Origin of the sequence: Saxibacter everestensis (genome assembly GCF_025787225.1) — a bacterium.
Lineage (GTDB): Bacteria > Actinomycetota > Actinomycetes > Actinomycetales > Brevibacteriaceae > Saxibacter > Saxibacter everestensis.
In genome coordinates this window covers 3,289,756-3,307,071 of record NZ_CP090958.1, presented here as the reverse complement: position 1 = coordinate 3,307,071, position 17,316 = coordinate 3,289,756, and the positions used below count along the sequence as shown (strand labels likewise).

The window sequence follows — 17,316 nt, the reverse complement described above, 5'->3', positions numbered from 1 at the left end:
TGCGACCAGCAGAACAAGGAGATAGCCGGAGTTCACAACGGTTCCTCCAGCGGCATTGAGCTGGTGTCGCCGCGAAGCCTCTTGACCACGAGCTCCGCGCTTATCAGGCACATCGGCAGGCCTATTCCCGGCACTGTGGTTCCTCCGGCGTACAGCAGTCCCGTGACCCGGGAGGAGATGTTCCTGCCCCGGAAGAACGCACTTTGCCGCAGCGTGTGGGCGGGACCAAGCGCGCTTCCCTTCCAGGAGTTGAAGTCCCGGGCAAAGTCCGCCGGCCCGACCGTTCGGCGCAGCACAATACGTTCGGCCAGGTCGGGGATTTTTGCCCAGCTGCCAATCTGGCGAATGGCCTCATCTGCGGCCGCCTCGATTATCGGGTCGCCAGTGCCATCTTCACCGCCGCTGCCCAGGTCAGGATCGGCCGGAACCGGAACCAGCACGAAAAGGTTCTCGTGACCCGACGGTGCGACACCCGGATCTGTCGCGCTGGGCCGGCAGACGTAAATCGAGGCCGGATTGGGTATCGATGTCGGCGGGTTGAAGATCTGGGCGAAGTTCTCCGTCCAGTCCCGGGTGAAGAACAAGCTGTGATGGGCCAGCTGGTCAAGTTCCCCGTGAACACCGAGGTAGAGAAGAATCGCACCCGGCCCCGCGACGCGGTTGTTCCACCATTTCTGTGGCCTGCTCCGCAGTTTTTCGGGCAGCAGTGTGGTCTCGGTGTGATGCAGATCGGCGGCAGAGACAACGATGTCGGCGTCGAGGTGGCTCGAGCTGCCATCGGCGTCAACATACCGAACGCCGGTGACCGTGGGCCGCTGCCCGTCATCGGTTGTAATTGCCGTTGCCCTGGCCCCGGTGACGATCTCCACCCCTTCGCGGGCAGCCAGGCGGGCGATGCTTGCGATCACTTCACGGAAGCCGCCGCCGGGATAGTAGACGCCATCCTCCAGATCGAGATGACTCATCAGGTGGTACATGCTCGGAGTCATCGAGGGCGAGGAGCCGAGGAAGACAGCGGGGTACCCGAGGATCTGGCGAAGTCGGCGATCGGTCACGTGTCCCGCGGCGAACCGGTCCAGCGGCTGCAGCAGCAGACGGGCCAGTCGGGCGGCCCGGCTGAGTACTTCCGGCGCGAGAAAGGAGCGGTACGAGGCGAAGGTGGTGTACAGAAACCGGCGGATCGCAATTCGGTAGGCGTCTTTCGCCGAAACGAGATAGCGGTCCAGCGAGGCGCCCGCACCGGCCTCGATCGCCTCGAATGTCTGCAGGTTTAGCTGCTTGTCCGCGCTGATGTCGACCGGATGCGGATGGCCTTCGAAGAAGACCCGGTAACCGGGGTCGAGTCGGGTGGATGGGAACTCTTCGGCCGAAGACGACCCCAGAAGCCGAAAGAAGTGGTCGAAGACGTCAGGCATCAGGTACCAGGACGGCCCGGTGTCGAATCGGAACCCGTCGCGATCCCAGCTTCCCGCCCGTCCGCCGAGCTCGTCGCGTGCTTCCAGCAGAACCACACGAAGACCCTCGCGGCCAAGCAGCGCGGCGGTGGCTAGCCCGGCGATTCCGCCGCCGATCACGACGGCGGTCGGCGATGTGTTCACGGCGTCGGTCCGGGATGTGTTCACGGCGTCCGGCATAACGCCCTGCTGGCAGCCGCCCGGACCAGGATTCTGAGTTTCAGCGCATTCGGTACCCGGGTGCGGGACGGGCGCATGAGGTCGCGAGCCGGCGTCATCCGAAGCCGCTCGGACAGTTCGCTGAACAGGCTGTGTGCGGCGGTAACCGCTGCCCGGGATCCGCGCGGTAGTTCCGGGATAACGGCTGCGGCCGCCTTCAGGTCGGCATCGATGTCTGCCACGAGCGCGCGCTTCTCCCGTTCTGTGATGGTCGTCGCGTTCATTCCCGGCAAGTAGTTGCGGCCAAGCTGATTCCAGTCGGCCGGCAGATCGCGGAGGAAGTTGATCTTCTGGAACGCCGCGCCAAGTCGACTGGCGCCGAACTCCAATCGTTGTCGTCGAGCGAGGTCCGGTGCCTCCTCCTTGAGAAAGACCCGAAGGCACATCAGCCCGACGACCTCGGCGGATCCGTAGATATAGTCGCGCAGTTCGTCCTCGGTCAGGTCGGCGGGAGACAGGTCGCGGCGCATGCTGGCAAAGAACGGGGCGGTGAGGTCCGGGGAGATGCCTGCCGTCCGTGCCGTGAGGGCAAACGCGTGAACAACGAGGTTCGTGCTGAAGCCATCACGCAGGGCGCGGACTGTTTCGTTTTCGAAAGCATCGAGCAGCTCCCTTTGGGCGGACGGGTCGAGGCCGGCTTCGTGCGCTGCGCCATCCACGATCTCGTCGGCGACCCGCACCAGTCCGTAGATGTTCTCGATGTCAGGCCTGATCCGGCGATCCAGAAGTCGTGCGGCCATGCCGAAAGAGGTCGAGTAGTTTCGGATGATTGGCGCGGAACTGCGCTGTGCCACCCGGGAATAGAGCGCCAGGTCACTCGGCGTGCCGGAGGGTCGCAGTCGAGGGCTCATACCGACCGCTGCGCCGCATCCCGTGCCACCTGACGCAGGCGTAAGCGAAGGTTGCCCGGCAGGTCCACCGACTCGAGGAGCGTTAGTGCCTGCTCGGTGTGGTCAGCGATCAGCTTCTCCACGAAAGAACGTGCGCCGCTCTGCTCCACAAGGGATCGCAGGTGGGCGTGGTCGGCATCGGTCAGCTGCGGCCGAGCCAGGAGCTCGTTCAACTCACGCTGGTGAATCGAGAGCCGCGCGTAGGCCAGCAGTGCTGTGACCTTGCCCTCGCGCAGGTCACTGGTGCTGCTTTTGCCCGTCGCGGCTTCGTCGCCGAATACGCCCAGCAGATCATCGCGAAGTTGGAACGCAATGCCGACCCGACGACCGAACTCGCCGAGTGTCCGGAGAACGAAACCGCCGGAATCGGCCAGGATGGCGGCCGCCTTCAACGGTCCTTCGAACGAGTAGCAGGCGGTCTTGTGCTCCGTCATCGCCAGCACGGCTGGCAGCTCGGGCGACTCCACCTGACTGCTGAACGCGACATCGGCATGCTCGCCGGCGGCAGTGACGAAGACGCACCGGTCAAGCAGATCAAGCATTGCCGCACGCCGGGCCTCCGGGATGGCGAGACTCGCCACCATCATCTGAGCCGAGTGAATCAGCAGATCGCCGGCAAGGATGGCGGAAGCCTGCCCCCACAGCTGTGCGTCGGCCGAACCCACTCCACGGTCGGCCGCTCCGGAAGCGAAGGCGCCGATCAGATTCGGCCGGCCTCGCCGGATGAGATCGCGATCGATGACGTCATCATGAAGCAGGAACGCGGTGTGCAGCAGCTCGAAAGCCGTCGCAGCCTGGACCGCATTTTCGGTGTCGTCCCCGCCTAGTTCCTGGTAGGTGCCGATCAGCAGCGCGGGACGGATCTTCTTCCCACCATCGCTGGCCTGGCGGGCCGCCTCCCATAACGCCTGGTATTGGGGGCCATACGGTGTTGCCAGCCGGATTCGTTCATCGAAGAACAACTTGAGGCTGAGCATGACTCGCAGCGAAAGATCCGGCCCAGAGAAATGGGAGAGTGTCAGGCTCATTCGGGCAGCCTTTGAAGGGTTGCCGGCGGGCGCGGCAACGTGTCTTCGCCGGAACCGCCGAACATTGGGAGCAGTCCCGCCTGAAGCACCAACCAGGGACTGAAGGCCCAGGGGCTGAGCCGGATTGCGGCGCCGAGCTCGCCTGGGTCCACCCAGGCCAGGTCCATCACTTCGGTATCACGGGGCGCCGGCATCGCGCTGCATTGTGCGATGTAAACCGGGCACACCTCGTTTTCGACTACTCCGGACGGATCAGTCGCGTGATATCGGAAGTCGGGCAATGCGAGCTCGATGCTCGACAGGCGAAGTCCGAGTTCATGTTGTGCTCGGCGCTGCACCGCGGAAACTACCGGCTCGCCGGGTTGTGGATGACCGCAGAACGAATTGGTCCACACTCCCGGCCAGCTGATCTTGGACAGTGCCCGACGGGTAACCAGTGTCTGCCCTTGGTGGTTCAGGAGGTGGCAGGAGAAGCCCAGATGAAGTGGGGTATCGATTCCATGGCTGGCGACCTTCGGAGCCGTGCCGACCGGCTTCCCGCTGGCATCGAGCAGGACGATCCTCTCGGTTGCCGGAAGAAGATTCATCGCAAAACCCTTTGTTTACTAGCTAGGCTATTAAATAACCTAGCATGCATCATCTGTGGGTTTATAGTATAGGCATGGCGGAAGATGGCAATCGAGCACGGCGAGTCGCCGGTTCGATGCTCGATCCGCGGGTGATCGATCCGAACCAGGAGCTCGTCAACTACGCCGGAATGGACGAGGCCGAGATCCTGCAAATCGTCCGGGTGCTTACCGGGATAAGGGAATGGCGCGAGGCCGAGCAGCGGCTGAGCGTCAAGTCGCAGAATGACATGAGTCTCAATGAGACGGATATGAAAGCGCTCCGGTTCATCGTCGTTGCCAAGAATCAGGGTGTCGTTGTTACTCCCGGGGCGCTCGCGGAACACTTGCGGATTTCCACCGCTTCGACGACCAAGTTATTGGACCGCCTCGCCGGTGCCGGACACATAGAGCGGTCCCCGCACCCCAGCGATCGCCGGGCGCTGATGATCACGATTACCACAAGCACGCACGAAGAAGTCAGGGAATCCGTCGGCAAAAATCATGCGCGCCGATTCGAGGTCGCCGCGCGGCTTACCCCGGAAGAGCGGGAAGTCGTGATCAGGTTTCTGGGCGAGCTCAGCGATACCGGCAGGGAGTTCGTGGACGAAACGGATAGGTCGGATTAGGCGGGGAGGTTCCCGCCCGGCGGCTACGTGCGCACCTCCAGCTGGAGGGCAAGAGCGAGCTCTTCGGCTGCACTGATCACTTCGTCCTGCCAAGGTTTCAGGGCGTGGGCCGGCGAATTTTCGAAGCTGACCGCAAAAGGATCGCCGACGCCGGTATCCACTCCGGACAATGCCTCCAGGACGGCGAGTCCACAGAAGGGCACATAGACCGGGGAATAGCCGCCTTCGTGGGAGAACACCAGCCGGCCATCGCATGCATCGTCGGCGAGCTCCACCAATTGCTGCGCCATATCTCGGTATGCGGATGCGGTGACTGCCATTCGGCCCAGCGGGTCGGCTGCCCCCGCGTCAAAACCACTCGAGACCATGATCAGGTCAGGCTTGAATGCCGTGATGGCCGGTCCCGCAATGCGGCGAATCGCCTCGGTATAGGCTTCGTTGCCACAACCCGCGGGGAGCGGAACGTTGATGCACGTACCACGGGCTGACGCGCTTCCTTGTTCTTCGATGGTTCCGGTGTCCTGGGGAAACAGGCTGTCCTGGTGTAGCGAGATGGTTAGAACGTTCGGATCATCCCAGTAGATGGCCTGCGCGCCATTGCCGTGGTGGACGTCGTAGTCGACGATCGCCACGCGTTCGATGTTATGCACGACCCTGGCATGTTCGATGGCGATCGTGACATTGCTGAAGAGGCAATACCCCATTCCGGTCTCCGGGCGTGCGTGATGTCCGGGGGGACGGACCAGCGCATAGGCGTTGTCGGCCTCTCCGCTGAGAACGGCGTCGACGGCGGTTATTGCGCCGCCGGCCGCAAGCAGCGCGATGTCGTAGGATCCCGGCCCGAACGGGGTGAATCCGTCGCCACCGTCGCCGCCGCCGGCGGAGCTGTCACGCTTGATCCGAGCGACGTAATCGGCAGTGTGGATTCGCCGGAGTTCTGCTTCGGTCGCCGGCCGGGGGCTGAGCCTTACCAGCGAGTCGATCAATCCGGAGACCGCAACGAGGCCGTTGAATCGAGACTTCGATTCGGGGTTCTCGAAGTTCTGATAGGGCTGAATCATCCCGCCGGACGGCAGAAGTCCTGCATGGGTTCCGGTATCGTGCCACGCGAATCGTTCGTGCCATACGTAGCCAGTGCGTTTCATTGCGTTGTTTCCGTTCAGGGTCGTTTTGAGTTCCGGGTGGTTTCAGCCTGCATCGGGGACGCCTAACCGGCCTTCGGTGGTTCGGGTTGAGTCAGAGATATCTGAGTCGAGGTGGAGGTCGTCAAACAGCTGGTCCACGCGGTTTCGCTCCTCGGTGCTGACCGGTATGACGTAGGCGCAAGTAATGTAGATGCCGAGATTGACGACCAGGGCGGCAACACCTGAGGTCAGGCCACCAAGCCACGGGATCGAAATCGGATAGAACCATTGCAAAATCGCTGCAGTGACGAAGCCGCCGATCATCGCGGCCGAAGCACTCGTTGCGTTGCCGCGTCGCCAGAAGATTCCGAGGAACAATGTGGGGGCGAGCTGGCAGATGCCCTGGTACGAGACCATCGCGAGAATGATCAACCCTGAACTCATGTTGACGGTCGCGAACGCGCCGGCGGCGGCGAGGACGGTCAGCAGTGCCACCGTGATTTTGCCAATTCGTGCATCTTCTATCCGTCGCCCAGTCGCAACCCCGATGACGTCGTTGGCCGTCTGTGCTCCCAACGCCTGAAGGTTGGCTCCGACGTTACCCATCGTCGCCGCCACGACACAGAGGCCGGCCGCGGTGACGAGTCCGACCCCACCCACCCCCGCGGTTATGAACCACACGTTGTCGGGCGCCTCTGCGACGCCTGGAAGAGATGACGCCAGTAGTGCCAGCAGGGAAAGTGCCGAGCCGAACACGAACAGGATTGGGGCAGCCTGGATCGCCGAACGCCTGATGGTTCCGGTGCTGCGTGCGGTGAACAACCGGACGAAGATATCCGGCCAGCACCAGCCGCCCAGCGCTCCGGTGAGAACGAGAGACATTAGGTAGAGCGGCCCGAGCGGGCTGCCCGGGCCGGGCAGGACATAGAATCCGGGATCAACGTCCGTGAATCCATGCCCGTTCGTTACCAGCCAGACCAGGAGACCAAGGATGATGGCCGTGCCGAAGAAGTAGGCCACGATTCCCTGAACCATGTCGGAGATGACTACGCCGCGCATACCGAACCGGATTGTCCAGACCTGCCGAAGCGCAATCACTGCGACGCCAATGATCACTGCGGCTACGGAGCCGACAGCCCCGAACGAGAGGTAGGAGAAAACTAAACCCAGCGACTGCATGCCGAGCACAATCCAAGGGAATGAGGCGATTATGCCGATCAGCGCGGCAATCACCCGGACCACCTTGGAGTTGTAACGCAACCCCAGGAGGTCGGCTTGGGTGCGCAGATCGAATTTCCGTCCCCATTCGTGAACCGGCTTCGCCAGCCAGAACATCAGGACGACCGCCAACAGGGAGTACGGCACGAAATAGAATCCGAGAACGCCCGAGCTGGCAGTAAGGCCCGCGAACGAGATAAAGATCGTGCCCGGAAGCCATGTATTAACGAACGCCATTGCCCCGAAGAACGAACCAAACGAGCGTCCGGCTGTCGCGTACTCCGAGAATGTCGCGTCTATTCGACGTGTTCGCTCGAGCACAACCACAATGACCAGGAAGAACACGGCGACCCCGCCGTAACCGATGACCATACCCATTTCAGGCAGCCGCCTTCCGGTCGATTGCGAACATCGCGAATAGCGATGCCATGACGCAGAAGCCGGAGCAGAGGAAATACCCGACCGAAGACGCCGGGTTGCCGTTCCCAAATGCCCAGTGCATTGGCGGCAGAAGCAGGATCAAGGCGTCGGCGGCAATCAAAATGACGAGCGACCGCGGTATCGGCCGGCGGTGCGTAGCGCGTTCGGATTTCGACATAATTGACCCTTCGGGCTCGGATGCGTCCGGTGCTGATACTGGTGCCGGAACGTTCCGGCTTACAAAAGAGCCTGAAGTGTTCTACGTCACACGTCAAGAGGTACTGGTGAGTAAGTTATTTTGCGAACGCAGGCCGTGGATGCCGCAGATGGGCGGATCACGATGAATTCGGCCGGCTCGTATGATGAGCGAATGAAGAAGACCGCGGTGACGATCGTCGACATCGCTAACGAGCTTCGGCTATCCAAGACGACAGTCTCCGATGCGCTAATCGGCTCCGGCCGGGTCTCCGAGTCGACGCGTCGGCGGGTGGCTGAGGTGGCAGGCCGGATGGGATATGTGTCGAATCGCGCCGCGCGCCACCTCCGCGGGAGCCAGACCGGTTCGATCGGGCTGTACGTCCCAAAACAGGTGCGTAACCTGGCCTTCTATATGGAGTTTGCCTTCGGCGCCGCCGATCAAGCCTCTCTCGCCGAATACGATCTCACACTCTTTGGCCGTGAACCGAAAGCGCACGCCTCGTTTCCGGTCGACGCGGCGATTGCCGTCGACCCGCTGCCAGGTGACCCGATGCTGGAGCGATTGCTTGCGGCCAAATTTCCATTAGTTACGGCGGGACGCCTACTTGGGAATGATAGGGCGACGGGAACTGCCGGGACCGATGTTCCGGCCGGTGTTATCGAGATTGACCATCGGCGAACCACGACCGAGATACTCGACGGACTTGCACACATCGGCGTTCGTCGTCCGGCATTTTTGGCACCGGATTCCCGGTTCGGTTCTTCCTTCACTGTGGACACAATCGGCGCCTACCGGAGTTGGTGCGCTGACCGTAATACAGAGCCGCTTACCCTCCCTTTGACTGTCACTCCCACGGACAGCGAGTTGTTCATAGCCGTCAGGACCTTGATCGGTGACTCAGGGGTAGACGGGCTCGTTTGTGCGGCGCAAGGGCTCGCCGGCCGCGCGGCTGTCTTCCTGCCACAGCTGGGGCAGGAACTAGGCAGGAGCATTCAGCTCGCTTCACTTGTAGGTGACCCGGTGACAGAACTTCGAAATCCTGCCATCAGCAGCGTCGACCTCAGGCCGCGGGAATTCGGGGAGAACGCAGTGGATTTCCTGCTGGAGATTCTGAATGGCACCACTCCGCCGTCGCCACACCGGAGGGAGAATGCTGAAGTGCGGCTAGCTGAAGGCCACTCACACAGTGAGCTGAAGTGAATTTTCCCGGCTTCCGGTCGCAGGGCTTCCTGCCATCACATTGAATGCGCGGTCTTCCGGTGTGATTGTCACCGTCGCCAGCGTTGACCATCGCTGCCCGAGGGGTGCTCCGGCGGCGGGCTGGCAACATAGCTCGGCGCCGTCGTCCTCAGTCGAGTGCAGATAGGCGTGCAGCTCGCCGGTCGACACCGGGTGGAAATCTTGGCCGGTGCGCGTTTCCAGCAGAGCAAGCCGCTGCTGGCTGTCCGGTTCGTAGACGCCGGCTTTCTCCCCGAAGCTCAGCTTCGGATCCAGGAAGTGGTTGGTGTGTAGCAGGCGATGGTTCTCCGGGACGAGCTTCCCATGGCCAGCGGGACTCAGCTCGACCGTCACGGCGGAAGCGCGGTCGAGCACGGTGATTGCCGACGAGGTCCTCACCGGCGCAAGCGAGAGGATGTCGACCGCCTCCGCGACCGAACCTGCGCCACCCAGCACCCTGGCAGCGACAACATGGACCGGCACGCCGCCGGACTCGTCCCTGGAATGAGCCAGAATGTTGAACATCACTCCCAGACCTGCGCTGTTCAGGCCGATCTTTCCCAGGATGCCGTACTCGGTCAGCCCGACGTGGGTAAATCGCTGGCCGGTGATCCTCTGCACGTGCCAGCTTTCCGAAAGCTCCTCGTGCCAGTCCCAGGTCTGAGCGCCGAGGGTACGTGGCTTGGTGCTGACCACTGTCGAACACTCGCCTGGACGTGCGCCGAGCGCGGCGGAGAGGATCTCGGTTCGGGAGTTTAACGCGGCGATCTGCCACACCTCGAGCCCCGAGCCCTCGGCTGTCCCACGGATTTCCTCGCCGGCTTCCGGTGCCCATCGGTCAATCGCATCGAGGCATCGTAACGCGCCTGAGCGAATCTGCTGATCGGCCAACCGCAGGGCGTGGAACAGCCGCTCGTAACGCTGCACTGTCAACGTCAGGGCGGCGCGGCTCAGCTCTCCCCGGAGTTTTCCGCGCAGCCGGTCATCGGGCTCGTCGATCTCGAGCAGTTCTGGTGTGACGTCTTCCGCGCGGGTCATGAATCGAGTTCCTTGTTCAGTGTGAGCATTCTTCCGGTCTCCGGTTTCCAGCCCCGCCGGGGCACCGAGTCCTTCAGTAGCTGGGTGTAGGGATGTTCTGGCCGGTCCAGCACGTCATCGGTCCGGCCGGCTTCGACAATTCGGCCGCGGCGCATTACCGCCACCGAATCGGCGAGCTGGCGGACGACGGCGAGATCATGGGTGATGAAGAGATAGGTCAGCCTCTTCTGTTGCTGAAGTTCGCTCAGCAGGTCGAGAACTTTCGCCTGGACCGAGACGTCGAGCGCGGCAACCGCCTCGTCGAGGACGAGCACGCTGGGTTCCGCCGCGAGTGCCCGCGCGATGGCGACCCGCTGCCGCTGACCACCGGACAACTCGCTGGGCAGAGCCGATAGATGGACGGGAGTCAGGCCGACCTGCTCGAAAAGCTGGGCACACAGTGCCTTCCGCTCAGCCGCCGACAGCGAAAAATGCGCCCTCAGCACCTCGTCGACTGCCACCCGCGCCGGCAGTCGCCGATTGAGCGAGCCCTGCGGATCCTGAAAGACCATCTGGACCAGTTTCGCCCGCCTGCGGCGTTCGCTGCGGGTCGGCCTGGTCCCGATCGGGTTGCCGCCGATGCTGACACTGCCCGCGTCCGCGGACTCCAGCCCGACGATGATCCTGGCCACTGTGGTTTTTCCGGAGCCCGATTCGCCGACCAGTGCCGTGCAACTGCCCTGCGGAACCGCGAGGGAGACGTCATTCACCGCGCGCAGCTGCTGCTTCCTCCGGCCAGAGCCGGTGCTGAATGACTTTGAAAGCCCTGAGATCACGATCTCGCTCACTGCTGCCGTTCCTTTCTGGCGTCGATGCTGGGCCGTGCACTCATCAGCTGCCTGGTGTACGCGGCCTGCGGCCGGTCATAGAGGTCGGCCGGGGTCGCCGTCTCGACTATCTCACCGTCCTTCATCACCGCGATCCGGTCGCAGACGGCCGCAGCGAGATCCAGGTCGTGGGTGACGAAAATCATCGACATATGCAACTCCCGTCGCATCCCGTCGAGCAAAGCCATCACTTCTGCCTGGGTTGTCACATCGAGTGCGGTGGTCGGCTCATCGGCCAGCATGAGTTGCGGGTTTCCGCTGACAGCGCCGGCAATGGCAACCCGTTGCAACATGCCGCCGGACAGCTGATGCGGATAGGACTTCAGGCACCGATCCACATCGGCGATTCCAACCTGGTCCAGCAGTGCACGCGCTTTGCGTATGGACTCGTCAAGAGGTCCGCCACGCGCCTCCCGCATGCCTTCGAGCAGGAAGCGCTGCACCGGGAGTACCGGGTTGAGCGCGGCATGCGGGTTCTGCGCGATCATCGCCGTGCGGTGAGCACGCATCCGCCGCAGCTCCTCGCCGCGCAGTGCCAGCACATCTTCGCCGGCCAGCCGGATCGAACCGGTCACCCGGGCTGCGGCAGGCAGCGAACGGACGATGCACCGCATCGTCATTGACTTGCCCGAACCGGACTCGCCCACCAGGCCGAGTGCCTCGCCCTTTCCAACCTCAAGCGAGATACCGCGGAGGATTTCGGCCGTCCCGATCTGCAGTCGCAGTGAATCAATCGTGAGCATCATGCCCTCCCTGCGGCGCGGCGTCCGCCAAGACGCTCGCCAAGATAACCGGCGCATGCCACCGTGATCACGATGCAGGTTCCGGCCAGAACGCTTTCAGCGGGATAGCCGGCCTGCAGCGAGGCCTGCCCGTTGGACACCATCAGCCCCCAGTCCGCTTTGGGTGCCTGCACACCCAGGCCGAGGAACGATAATGCCGCGAGGTCGATCATCGCGTATCCGAAGTTGATCGTGGCGCCGGTGAGGATCTGCGGACCGACATTGGGCAGCAGGTGCCGGCCGGCGATCACCACGCCGGGAATTCCCTGCAGTTCCGCGGATCGGACGTAGGAGAGCCCTCTCTCACGCAACGAAACGCTCCGGATCACCCGGGCGGTATACGGAATATACGCGACCGAGAGTGCCAGGGATGCCGTGAGCATGCCGGAGCCATAGATCGCCGTGACGAGCACCGCGAGCAACAAGTTCGGGAAAGCGAACAGGAAGTCGAGCACCCGGCTGATCGCCGCGTCCACCCAACCACCCCACCAGCTGGCGATGAGCGCGAGCATGGTGCCGCAACTTGCCGTGACCACGACGACGATCAGCGCGCCGAGAAGCGTTGAACGGGCGCCGTAGAGCAACCGGCTGAACAGATCCCGGCCGGCCTGATCGGTTCCCAGCAGGTTGCCGGGGCCCGGGCCGAGGTAGCGCTTGAGCACGCTGCCCACGGTTGGATCGTGCGGGGTGAGCAGCGGCGCGAGGATAGCCGCGACGATTATTAGGGCCAGGATGACCGCCGCTATCGTCCCGACTATGCCGAGCGAGGAACGGCTGCGCTGAAGTGTCTGGACGATCATGCCGCAACCCCCGTCAGCCTGACCCGTGGGTCGATCAGGGCATAGAGCAGGTCGACGATCAGGTTGATCACGCCGAAGGCGGCGACCAGGATAATGGCGACGGCCTGCACAATGGCGAAGTCTTTCTTCTGTACTGCGTCAACGAGCATGGATCCGATTCCGTCCAGGGTGAAGGCGTACTCCACCACGAAGGCTCCAGCGATCAGTCCGGCAATATGCACGCCGACGATCGTTGTCACCGGAAGCATCGAGTTGCGGACGATGTGCCGTTTGATAATGATTCCCCGCGGCACGCCGCGGATCCTTGCCGATTCCACGTGCTCGCTTTCGCTTTCCTCCCGGATCGCGGTGCGGGTGATCCGGGCGACGACTGCCATTGAGGGCAGGGCGAGTGCAAATGCCGGCAGCACGAGGTGCCACAACTGGTCGAGGAAGCCCTCGCCCGAACCGAATACCGGGAACCAGCCGAGGCCGACGCTGAAGATCGACATCAGGATCAGCGCCGCGAAGAACGTCGGCACGGCGAAGCCGAGGTTGGAGAAGATCACCACAGCTGAATCCAGCGGCCCGCGCCGTATCCCGGCAATCGTGCCGAGCCCGATCCCGGCGACCACGATGATCAGCGCGGCAAGCACAACCAGCAACAGGGTGGTCGGCAGTTTTTCTGCCAGCAGGTCACCAACAGGCTGACGGTTCACCAGGGAGCGGCCGAAATCGCCGGACAGGACCCCGGACAACCAGTTCCAATAGCGAAGCAGGAATGGGTCGTCGAGCGAGTACTGTCGTCTGATTTCAGCCAGCACCTCCGGTGTCACGGTGCGGCCCTGCACCAGGAACGACTCTGGTTTGCCAGGTGCCGCGTACATCGCGGCGAACACAACGAAGCTGGAGGCTACCAGCACTCCGAGGAGTGCCAGTAGCCGGCGGATGATGAACATCATTTCGCTGCTGCGCCCAGATCTGCTGCCCACGGGTAGTACAGGTAGACGAACGATGCCGGAACCCCGGTAACCCGGTCATTCAGGTACAGCCGGACCGCCGGATCCACCACAGGGATCCAGGGAACGTCGTTTATGGCCAGGCTCTCGATCTGGGCGACCTTCGTGGCTCGTTCGGCGTCGTCGGTGATCACGGCGGCCTCGTCGAGTAGCTTGTTGATCTCCGGGTTGTCGTAGCCGGAGTAGTTCTGTGAGCCGTCCTTGCCCACGATCGTCCTGAGGTACGCCAGCGGATCGGGGACGTCCATGTAGTTGGTGGTCATGAATGCTCCGTAGCCTTCGCGGGCCGCGGGGTCGGAGAAGAACGCTCCGTACTTGGCGCTGGGCAGTCCTACCGGTTCGATCTTCAAACCGAGTTCGGTTGCGACGTTCGACATTTCCGAGATGATGTCGGCGTAAAACGTGCGCTCGCTGGGGTAGGCGATCCTGATCGGCTCCGACGTGTCGATCTTGGCCTTGGCGATTTCGGCCTTGGCCGCCTCGAGGTCCGGCTTTCCGGCAGGAAGCTTCTCCCGAGCGGCACCGAAGATGTCGGCCCCGTAGGACCAGCCGTTGTTGGGAACCAGGGATCGGGACGCGGTGGCGGTGCCCTCGAAGACGGTGGCGGCGATAGCCTCCCGGTCCAGGCCGGAGTACAGTGCGCGGCGAACTGCCGGATCGTTGAACGGTCCCTCACCTGTGCCGATGGCCCCGACGAGCTGAAGCGACTTGCCGTAGAGGAGCTGGCCGGAGGTCGAACCCGACAGCGAGCTGACGGCGCTCAGCGGAACGTCATAGGAGCCGTCGATCTCGCCGGTCGTCAGCGCGTTCGAGATCGCCGACGGATCGACGATGAAGCTGATCTTCAGGCTCTTGGTTTTGGCCTGCTTCTTGGTGTTCCAGTAGTTTGCATTCTTCTCCAGGGTGATGCTCTGGCCCTGGTCCCAGCCGGCAACCGAGAACGGCCCGGTGCACATAACCTTCTCCGAGGGAGTGCCGAAGTCGGAGCCTGCTTCCTTGCGCTGCTTCTCCTCGATGACTGAACCGAGCGGCGTGACCATGTAGGAGTTGAAAGAAGCGTCGGCCTTCTTCAGCTTGACCGTCACCTGATGGTCCCCGGAGGCCTTGACCGACTCAATGTTCCCGCTCACCGCGCCGTCCGCCCAGTAACTGCCCTCCTTGGGGTCCAGGTGCCGGTTCAGGCTGTAAGCCACATCGTCGACGGTCATGGCCTGGCCATCCCAGAACTTCACGCCATCGCGAATCGTGTACACGTAGGTTTTGTCATCCGGCGTGTCGACCTTCGTTGCGAGGTTAGGCGAAATCGAGTAGTCCGACTCCAGCTTCATCAGGCCTTCGCAGAGGTTGGCCACCACAGTGTTTTCCGGATAGTTGAACGCCTTGATCGGATCAAGCGAGGCTGGCTCGCCGAACGGTAGGTTCCACGTGGCGGCATCAAGTTCTCCGGCCGCGGCCGGAGTCGTTACCAGGAGGTCGCCGGCTGCCGGGCCGGATGCCTCCGGGGCATCCTTGCCCGAGCAGCCGCTGAGGGTGAATAGCGCGATGGCGGCCGCGGCGGTGACCTTTTTCTTCATTCTCAAACGCCTTTGTTCGAAGCTTGTCGATCGGATGGATGTGACGCTACTTACAAAAAACGTTTTATGTAAGGCCTGTCGCTCGTCGTTACCAAAACGTTTTATTGTTGAGTAACAATAGGACGCATGAGAGTTCGACGAGTCACCATCCACGATGTTGCGGTCGAGGCGGGAGTGTCGATCACCACGGTTTCCCACTCGCTGAACAACAAGGGCACGATCTCCGAGGCGACCCGGCGCCGGGTCGTCGAGACCGCGCTGGCGATGGGGTATGAAGCCGACGCGCTTGCGCGCGGGCTGCGCAGCAGCAAGATCGGCGCCATCGGACTGGTGCTTCGGCCGTTGGACACGCTTGGCACCTACCGGCCCGAAGGCGTGGACTACTTCATGCGGCTGGTGGGTGCGGCCGCCGTCAGCGCGCTGGACCGAGGGTTGAGCCTGATGCCGGTGCGCGACCTGACCGAGGGAAGGAACCCGCCGCTGGCGCTATCCCTTGACGGATACATTGTCGGAGATCCGATCGAGAACGATCCGGTGATCGATATCCTGTTGGAGCGGGACATTCCGGTCGTCGGGATTGGGCGCGATGTGGGCCGGCCCGACTTCAGGGACTGGGTCGGCGCCGAGGAAGCCCACGACACCGAGCGAGTCCTCGACCTGCTGTGGGGCAAGGGCGCCCGCCGGATAGTCCTTGTTCGGGGAACCGACGCGAATTCCTGGAACATTGACACAACCGAGGCCTATCGTGCGTGGACGCGGAAGCGCGGAATTCCCTGCGTGATCGAATCGCAGCCGGAGGCCGCCGGCGCCGAGGGGGGCAGGAACGCCGCCGAACGTCTCTTCTCCGGTCCGGTTGCACCGGATGCCGCCTACTGCCTGACCGGACGACATGCCAGCGGGCTGGTCGCCGAACTTCAGCGCCGTGACATCGACGTGCCGGCCGACGTCCAGGTTGTTGCCGGATCCGATTCTGAGCAGTCCCGGGACTCTGTCCCGCCAATCACTGCGCTGGACCTCGTGCCGGAAGAGATCGCCCAGGCGGCAGTCGAGCTCCTGGCCGATCGGCTGGAGGGCAGCAAGCTGCAGGCGCCGATGTCGGTCGCCCCGCGGCTCATCCTTCGCGGCAGCACGCGGTGAGCGGCGGCGTTTTGGCGGCTCCACAGCGAGAGAGATCGAGATTTGCGGCCGCTAACCCGCGGGCAACCGCCGGAATCTCAGCATGCGAGCGAAAAATGGGCCGCCGAAGGTGCTAGCCGCCGCATTTGTTGCCGCCAAGCCGCCAAGCCGTCCGTTTTCCGCCAAGCCGCCGAATGCCACGATGAAGTCTCGCCTGTCTGCTCCCACGCTGCGCTCACAGCAGCAACTTGAGCCGGTGTTGATCGTCCTTGTCGAGCAGTGGGCCGTAAATGGCGTAGAGCGATGATTTCGCCAGTTCGGCAGCCTTGTCCCCATTGTGAGACTCGATGGCTGCGAAGATCTGCCGGTGCAGGTCGATAAAGTCCGCCCGCAGGTTGGCGGTGTTGGTTGCGTTTTCGATGGTGCTGGCGACCAAGTCGATGATCACCTGATTGATAACGGAACCCACGACATCCAGGAACGCGTTGCCGGCCGCGTCCCGCACCGCCTCATGAAAATCGGCGTCCGCCTGAGAGAAGCCCTCGACGTCGTCGACATCGGCGTCAGCCATTTTCGAGATGGCCTGCGTCATCCGGGACAGGTGATCCTCGGTACGCAGATGCGCGGCGAGGAAATTGGCCGCGCTGCCGCTGACCATTCGGTATTGCACCAGGTCGACCAGGCTGATCTGTTCAACCCGGATCGCTCCGTTCAGCATCCGCGCGAGTCCCCGGACGTTTGACGGCGTCACCTGTGGGCCCCTTGGACTCCCGGGCTGTGTTTTCACCAGCCCCATGCTTTCCAGGATTCTCAGTGCCTCGCGGACCGTGGAGCGCCCCACCTGAAACTGGTCGACGAGCGCGCGCTCGCTTGGCAGGTGTTCGCCCGGTCTGATGTCGCCGCGGTAGATCGCCGCCTCGATCTGTTCGACGACGCGCTCGTATGCGCGGGACTTCTCCACTGGCTGAAACATTGAGACTCTCCGTTGTGGTGCAGGTCACAAAAGTGTAACCAGATTGCGCGAGGGGTTGACCACCGCACCGCTTGGCCGAAAACTATGTATTAAACCTAGCAGCTGGTCAGACCAGTTGCTAGAGTCGGGGGAACCGGCGGGAAACCAGACATGAAATGGATGACT

Annotated in this window: 17 protein-coding genes; 3 read left to right on the top strand and 14 right to left on the bottom strand. The window is 62.9% G+C overall.

Features of this window, described 5'->3' with window-relative positions:
* Positions 1-32 precede the first annotated feature (32 nt).
* From crtI to idi, 4 genes are read right to left on the bottom strand one after another with little or no spacing between them, the layout of a single operon-like run.
* Complete coding sequence (gene crtI, locus LWF01_RS15595) at positions 33-1,634, bottom strand: phytoene desaturase family protein (protein WP_432761969.1); 1,602 nt, start codon at positions 1,632-1,634, stop codon at positions 33-35.
* The gene (locus LWF01_RS15590; protein WP_349638286.1) at positions 1,619-2,524 is read right to left on the bottom strand and encodes a phytoene/squalene synthase family protein; all 906 of its coding nucleotides are present in this window, start codon (positions 2,522-2,524) and stop codon (positions 1,619-1,621) included. Before LWF01_RS15590 ends, crtI begins: the two co-directional genes overlap by 16 nt.
* The gene (locus LWF01_RS15585; RefSeq protein ID WP_349638285.1) at positions 2,521-3,591 is read right to left on the bottom strand and encodes a polyprenyl synthetase family protein; all 1,071 of its coding nucleotides are present in this window, start codon (positions 3,589-3,591) and stop codon (positions 2,521-2,523) included. The genes LWF01_RS15590 and LWF01_RS15585 overlap by 4 nt, the downstream gene beginning before the upstream one ends.
* Positions 3,588-4,178 carry an isopentenyl-diphosphate Delta-isomerase gene (idi, locus tag LWF01_RS15580; protein WP_349638284.1) on the bottom strand — a complete coding sequence of 197 codons (591 nt, stop codon included), beginning with the start codon at positions 4,176-4,178 and terminating at the stop codon, positions 3,588-3,590. Before idi ends, LWF01_RS15585 begins: the two co-directional genes overlap by 4 nt.
* 74 nt (positions 4,179-4,252) lie before the next feature.
* Here idi and LWF01_RS15575 point away from each other — a divergent pair, with 74 nt between their 5' ends.
* The gene (locus LWF01_RS15575; protein ID WP_349638283.1) at positions 4,253-4,825 is read left to right on the top strand and encodes a MarR family winged helix-turn-helix transcriptional regulator; all 573 of its coding nucleotides are present in this window, start codon (positions 4,253-4,255) and stop codon (positions 4,823-4,825) included.
* A gap of 23 nt (positions 4,826-4,848) precedes the next feature.
* On the opposite strand, the gene LWF01_RS15570 is transcribed toward LWF01_RS15575, so the two are convergent.
* The 3 genes from LWF01_RS15570 to LWF01_RS15560 are packed head-to-tail and all read right to left on the bottom strand — an operon-like array spanning position 4,849 to position 7,765.
* Positions 4,849-5,970 (bottom strand): class II histone deacetylase, encoded by a 1,122-nt coding sequence (locus tag LWF01_RS15570; protein WP_349638282.1) that lies wholly within the window; start codon positions 5,968-5,970, stop codon positions 4,849-4,851.
* 42 nt (positions 5,971-6,012) lie between these two features.
* Positions 6,013-7,545 (bottom strand): sodium:solute symporter family protein, encoded by a 1,533-nt coding sequence (locus LWF01_RS15565; protein ID WP_349638281.1) that lies wholly within the window; start codon positions 7,543-7,545, stop codon positions 6,013-6,015.
* Position 7,546: 1 nt separating this feature from the next.
* A complete protein-coding gene (locus LWF01_RS15560) occupies positions 7,547-7,765 on the bottom strand; it encodes a hypothetical protein (protein WP_349638280.1) in 219 nt (72 codons plus the stop codon).
* A gap of 192 nt (positions 7,766-7,957) precedes the next feature.
* Between LWF01_RS15560 and LWF01_RS15555 the strand changes: the two genes are divergently transcribed.
* A complete protein-coding gene (locus LWF01_RS15555; protein ID WP_349638279.1) occupies positions 7,958-8,986 on the top strand; it encodes a LacI family DNA-binding transcriptional regulator in 1,029 nt (342 codons plus the stop codon).
* Here LWF01_RS15555 and LWF01_RS15550 read toward each other — a convergent pair.
* The 6 genes from LWF01_RS15550 to LWF01_RS15525 are packed head-to-tail and all read right to left on the bottom strand — an operon-like array spanning position 8,966 to position 15,062.
* Complete coding sequence (locus LWF01_RS15550) at positions 8,966-10,042, bottom strand: C45 family autoproteolytic acyltransferase/hydrolase (protein ID WP_349638278.1); 1,077 nt, start codon at positions 10,040-10,042, stop codon at positions 8,966-8,968. The two genes, LWF01_RS15555 and LWF01_RS15550, sit on opposite strands and share 21 nt — an antisense overlap.
* The gene (locus LWF01_RS15545) at positions 10,039-10,869 is read right to left on the bottom strand and encodes an ABC transporter ATP-binding protein (protein ID WP_349638277.1); all 831 of its coding nucleotides are present in this window, start codon (positions 10,867-10,869) and stop codon (positions 10,039-10,041) included. The genes LWF01_RS15550 and LWF01_RS15545 overlap by 4 nt, the downstream gene beginning before the upstream one ends.
* Positions 10,866-11,651: an ABC transporter ATP-binding protein gene (locus LWF01_RS15540; protein WP_349638276.1), complete on the bottom strand. Its 786-nt coding sequence runs from the start codon at positions 11,649-11,651 to the stop codon at positions 10,866-10,868. Before LWF01_RS15540 ends, LWF01_RS15545 begins: the two co-directional genes overlap by 4 nt.
* Positions 11,651-12,490: an ABC transporter permease gene (locus tag LWF01_RS15535; RefSeq protein WP_349638275.1), complete on the bottom strand. Its 840-nt coding sequence runs from the start codon at positions 12,488-12,490 to the stop codon at positions 11,651-11,653. The genes LWF01_RS15540 and LWF01_RS15535 overlap by 1 nt, the downstream gene beginning before the upstream one ends.
* Entirely contained in the window at positions 12,487-13,431 is a 945-nt protein-coding gene (locus tag LWF01_RS15530; RefSeq protein ID WP_349638274.1) for an ABC transporter permease, read from the bottom strand. Before LWF01_RS15530 ends, LWF01_RS15535 begins: the two co-directional genes overlap by 4 nt.
* Entirely contained in the window at positions 13,428-15,062 is a 1,635-nt protein-coding gene (locus LWF01_RS15525) for an ABC transporter substrate-binding protein (RefSeq protein ID WP_349638273.1), read from the bottom strand. The genes LWF01_RS15530 and LWF01_RS15525 overlap by 4 nt, the downstream gene beginning before the upstream one ends.
* 126 nt (positions 15,063-15,188) lie before the next feature.
* On the opposite strand from LWF01_RS15525, the gene LWF01_RS15520 reads away from it, so the two are divergent.
* On the top strand, positions 15,189-16,199 hold the full coding sequence (locus tag LWF01_RS15520; protein WP_349638272.1) for a LacI family DNA-binding transcriptional regulator: 1,011 nt from the start codon (positions 15,189-15,191) through the stop codon (positions 16,197-16,199).
* A 214-nt stretch (positions 16,200-16,413) separates the two neighbouring features.
* Here LWF01_RS15520 and LWF01_RS15515 read toward each other — a convergent pair whose 3' ends face one another.
* Positions 16,414-17,151 (bottom strand): FadR/GntR family transcriptional regulator, encoded by a 738-nt coding sequence (locus LWF01_RS15515; protein ID WP_349638271.1) that lies wholly within the window; start codon positions 17,149-17,151, stop codon positions 16,414-16,416.
* Between the last annotated feature and the right edge of the window lie 165 nt (positions 17,152-17,316).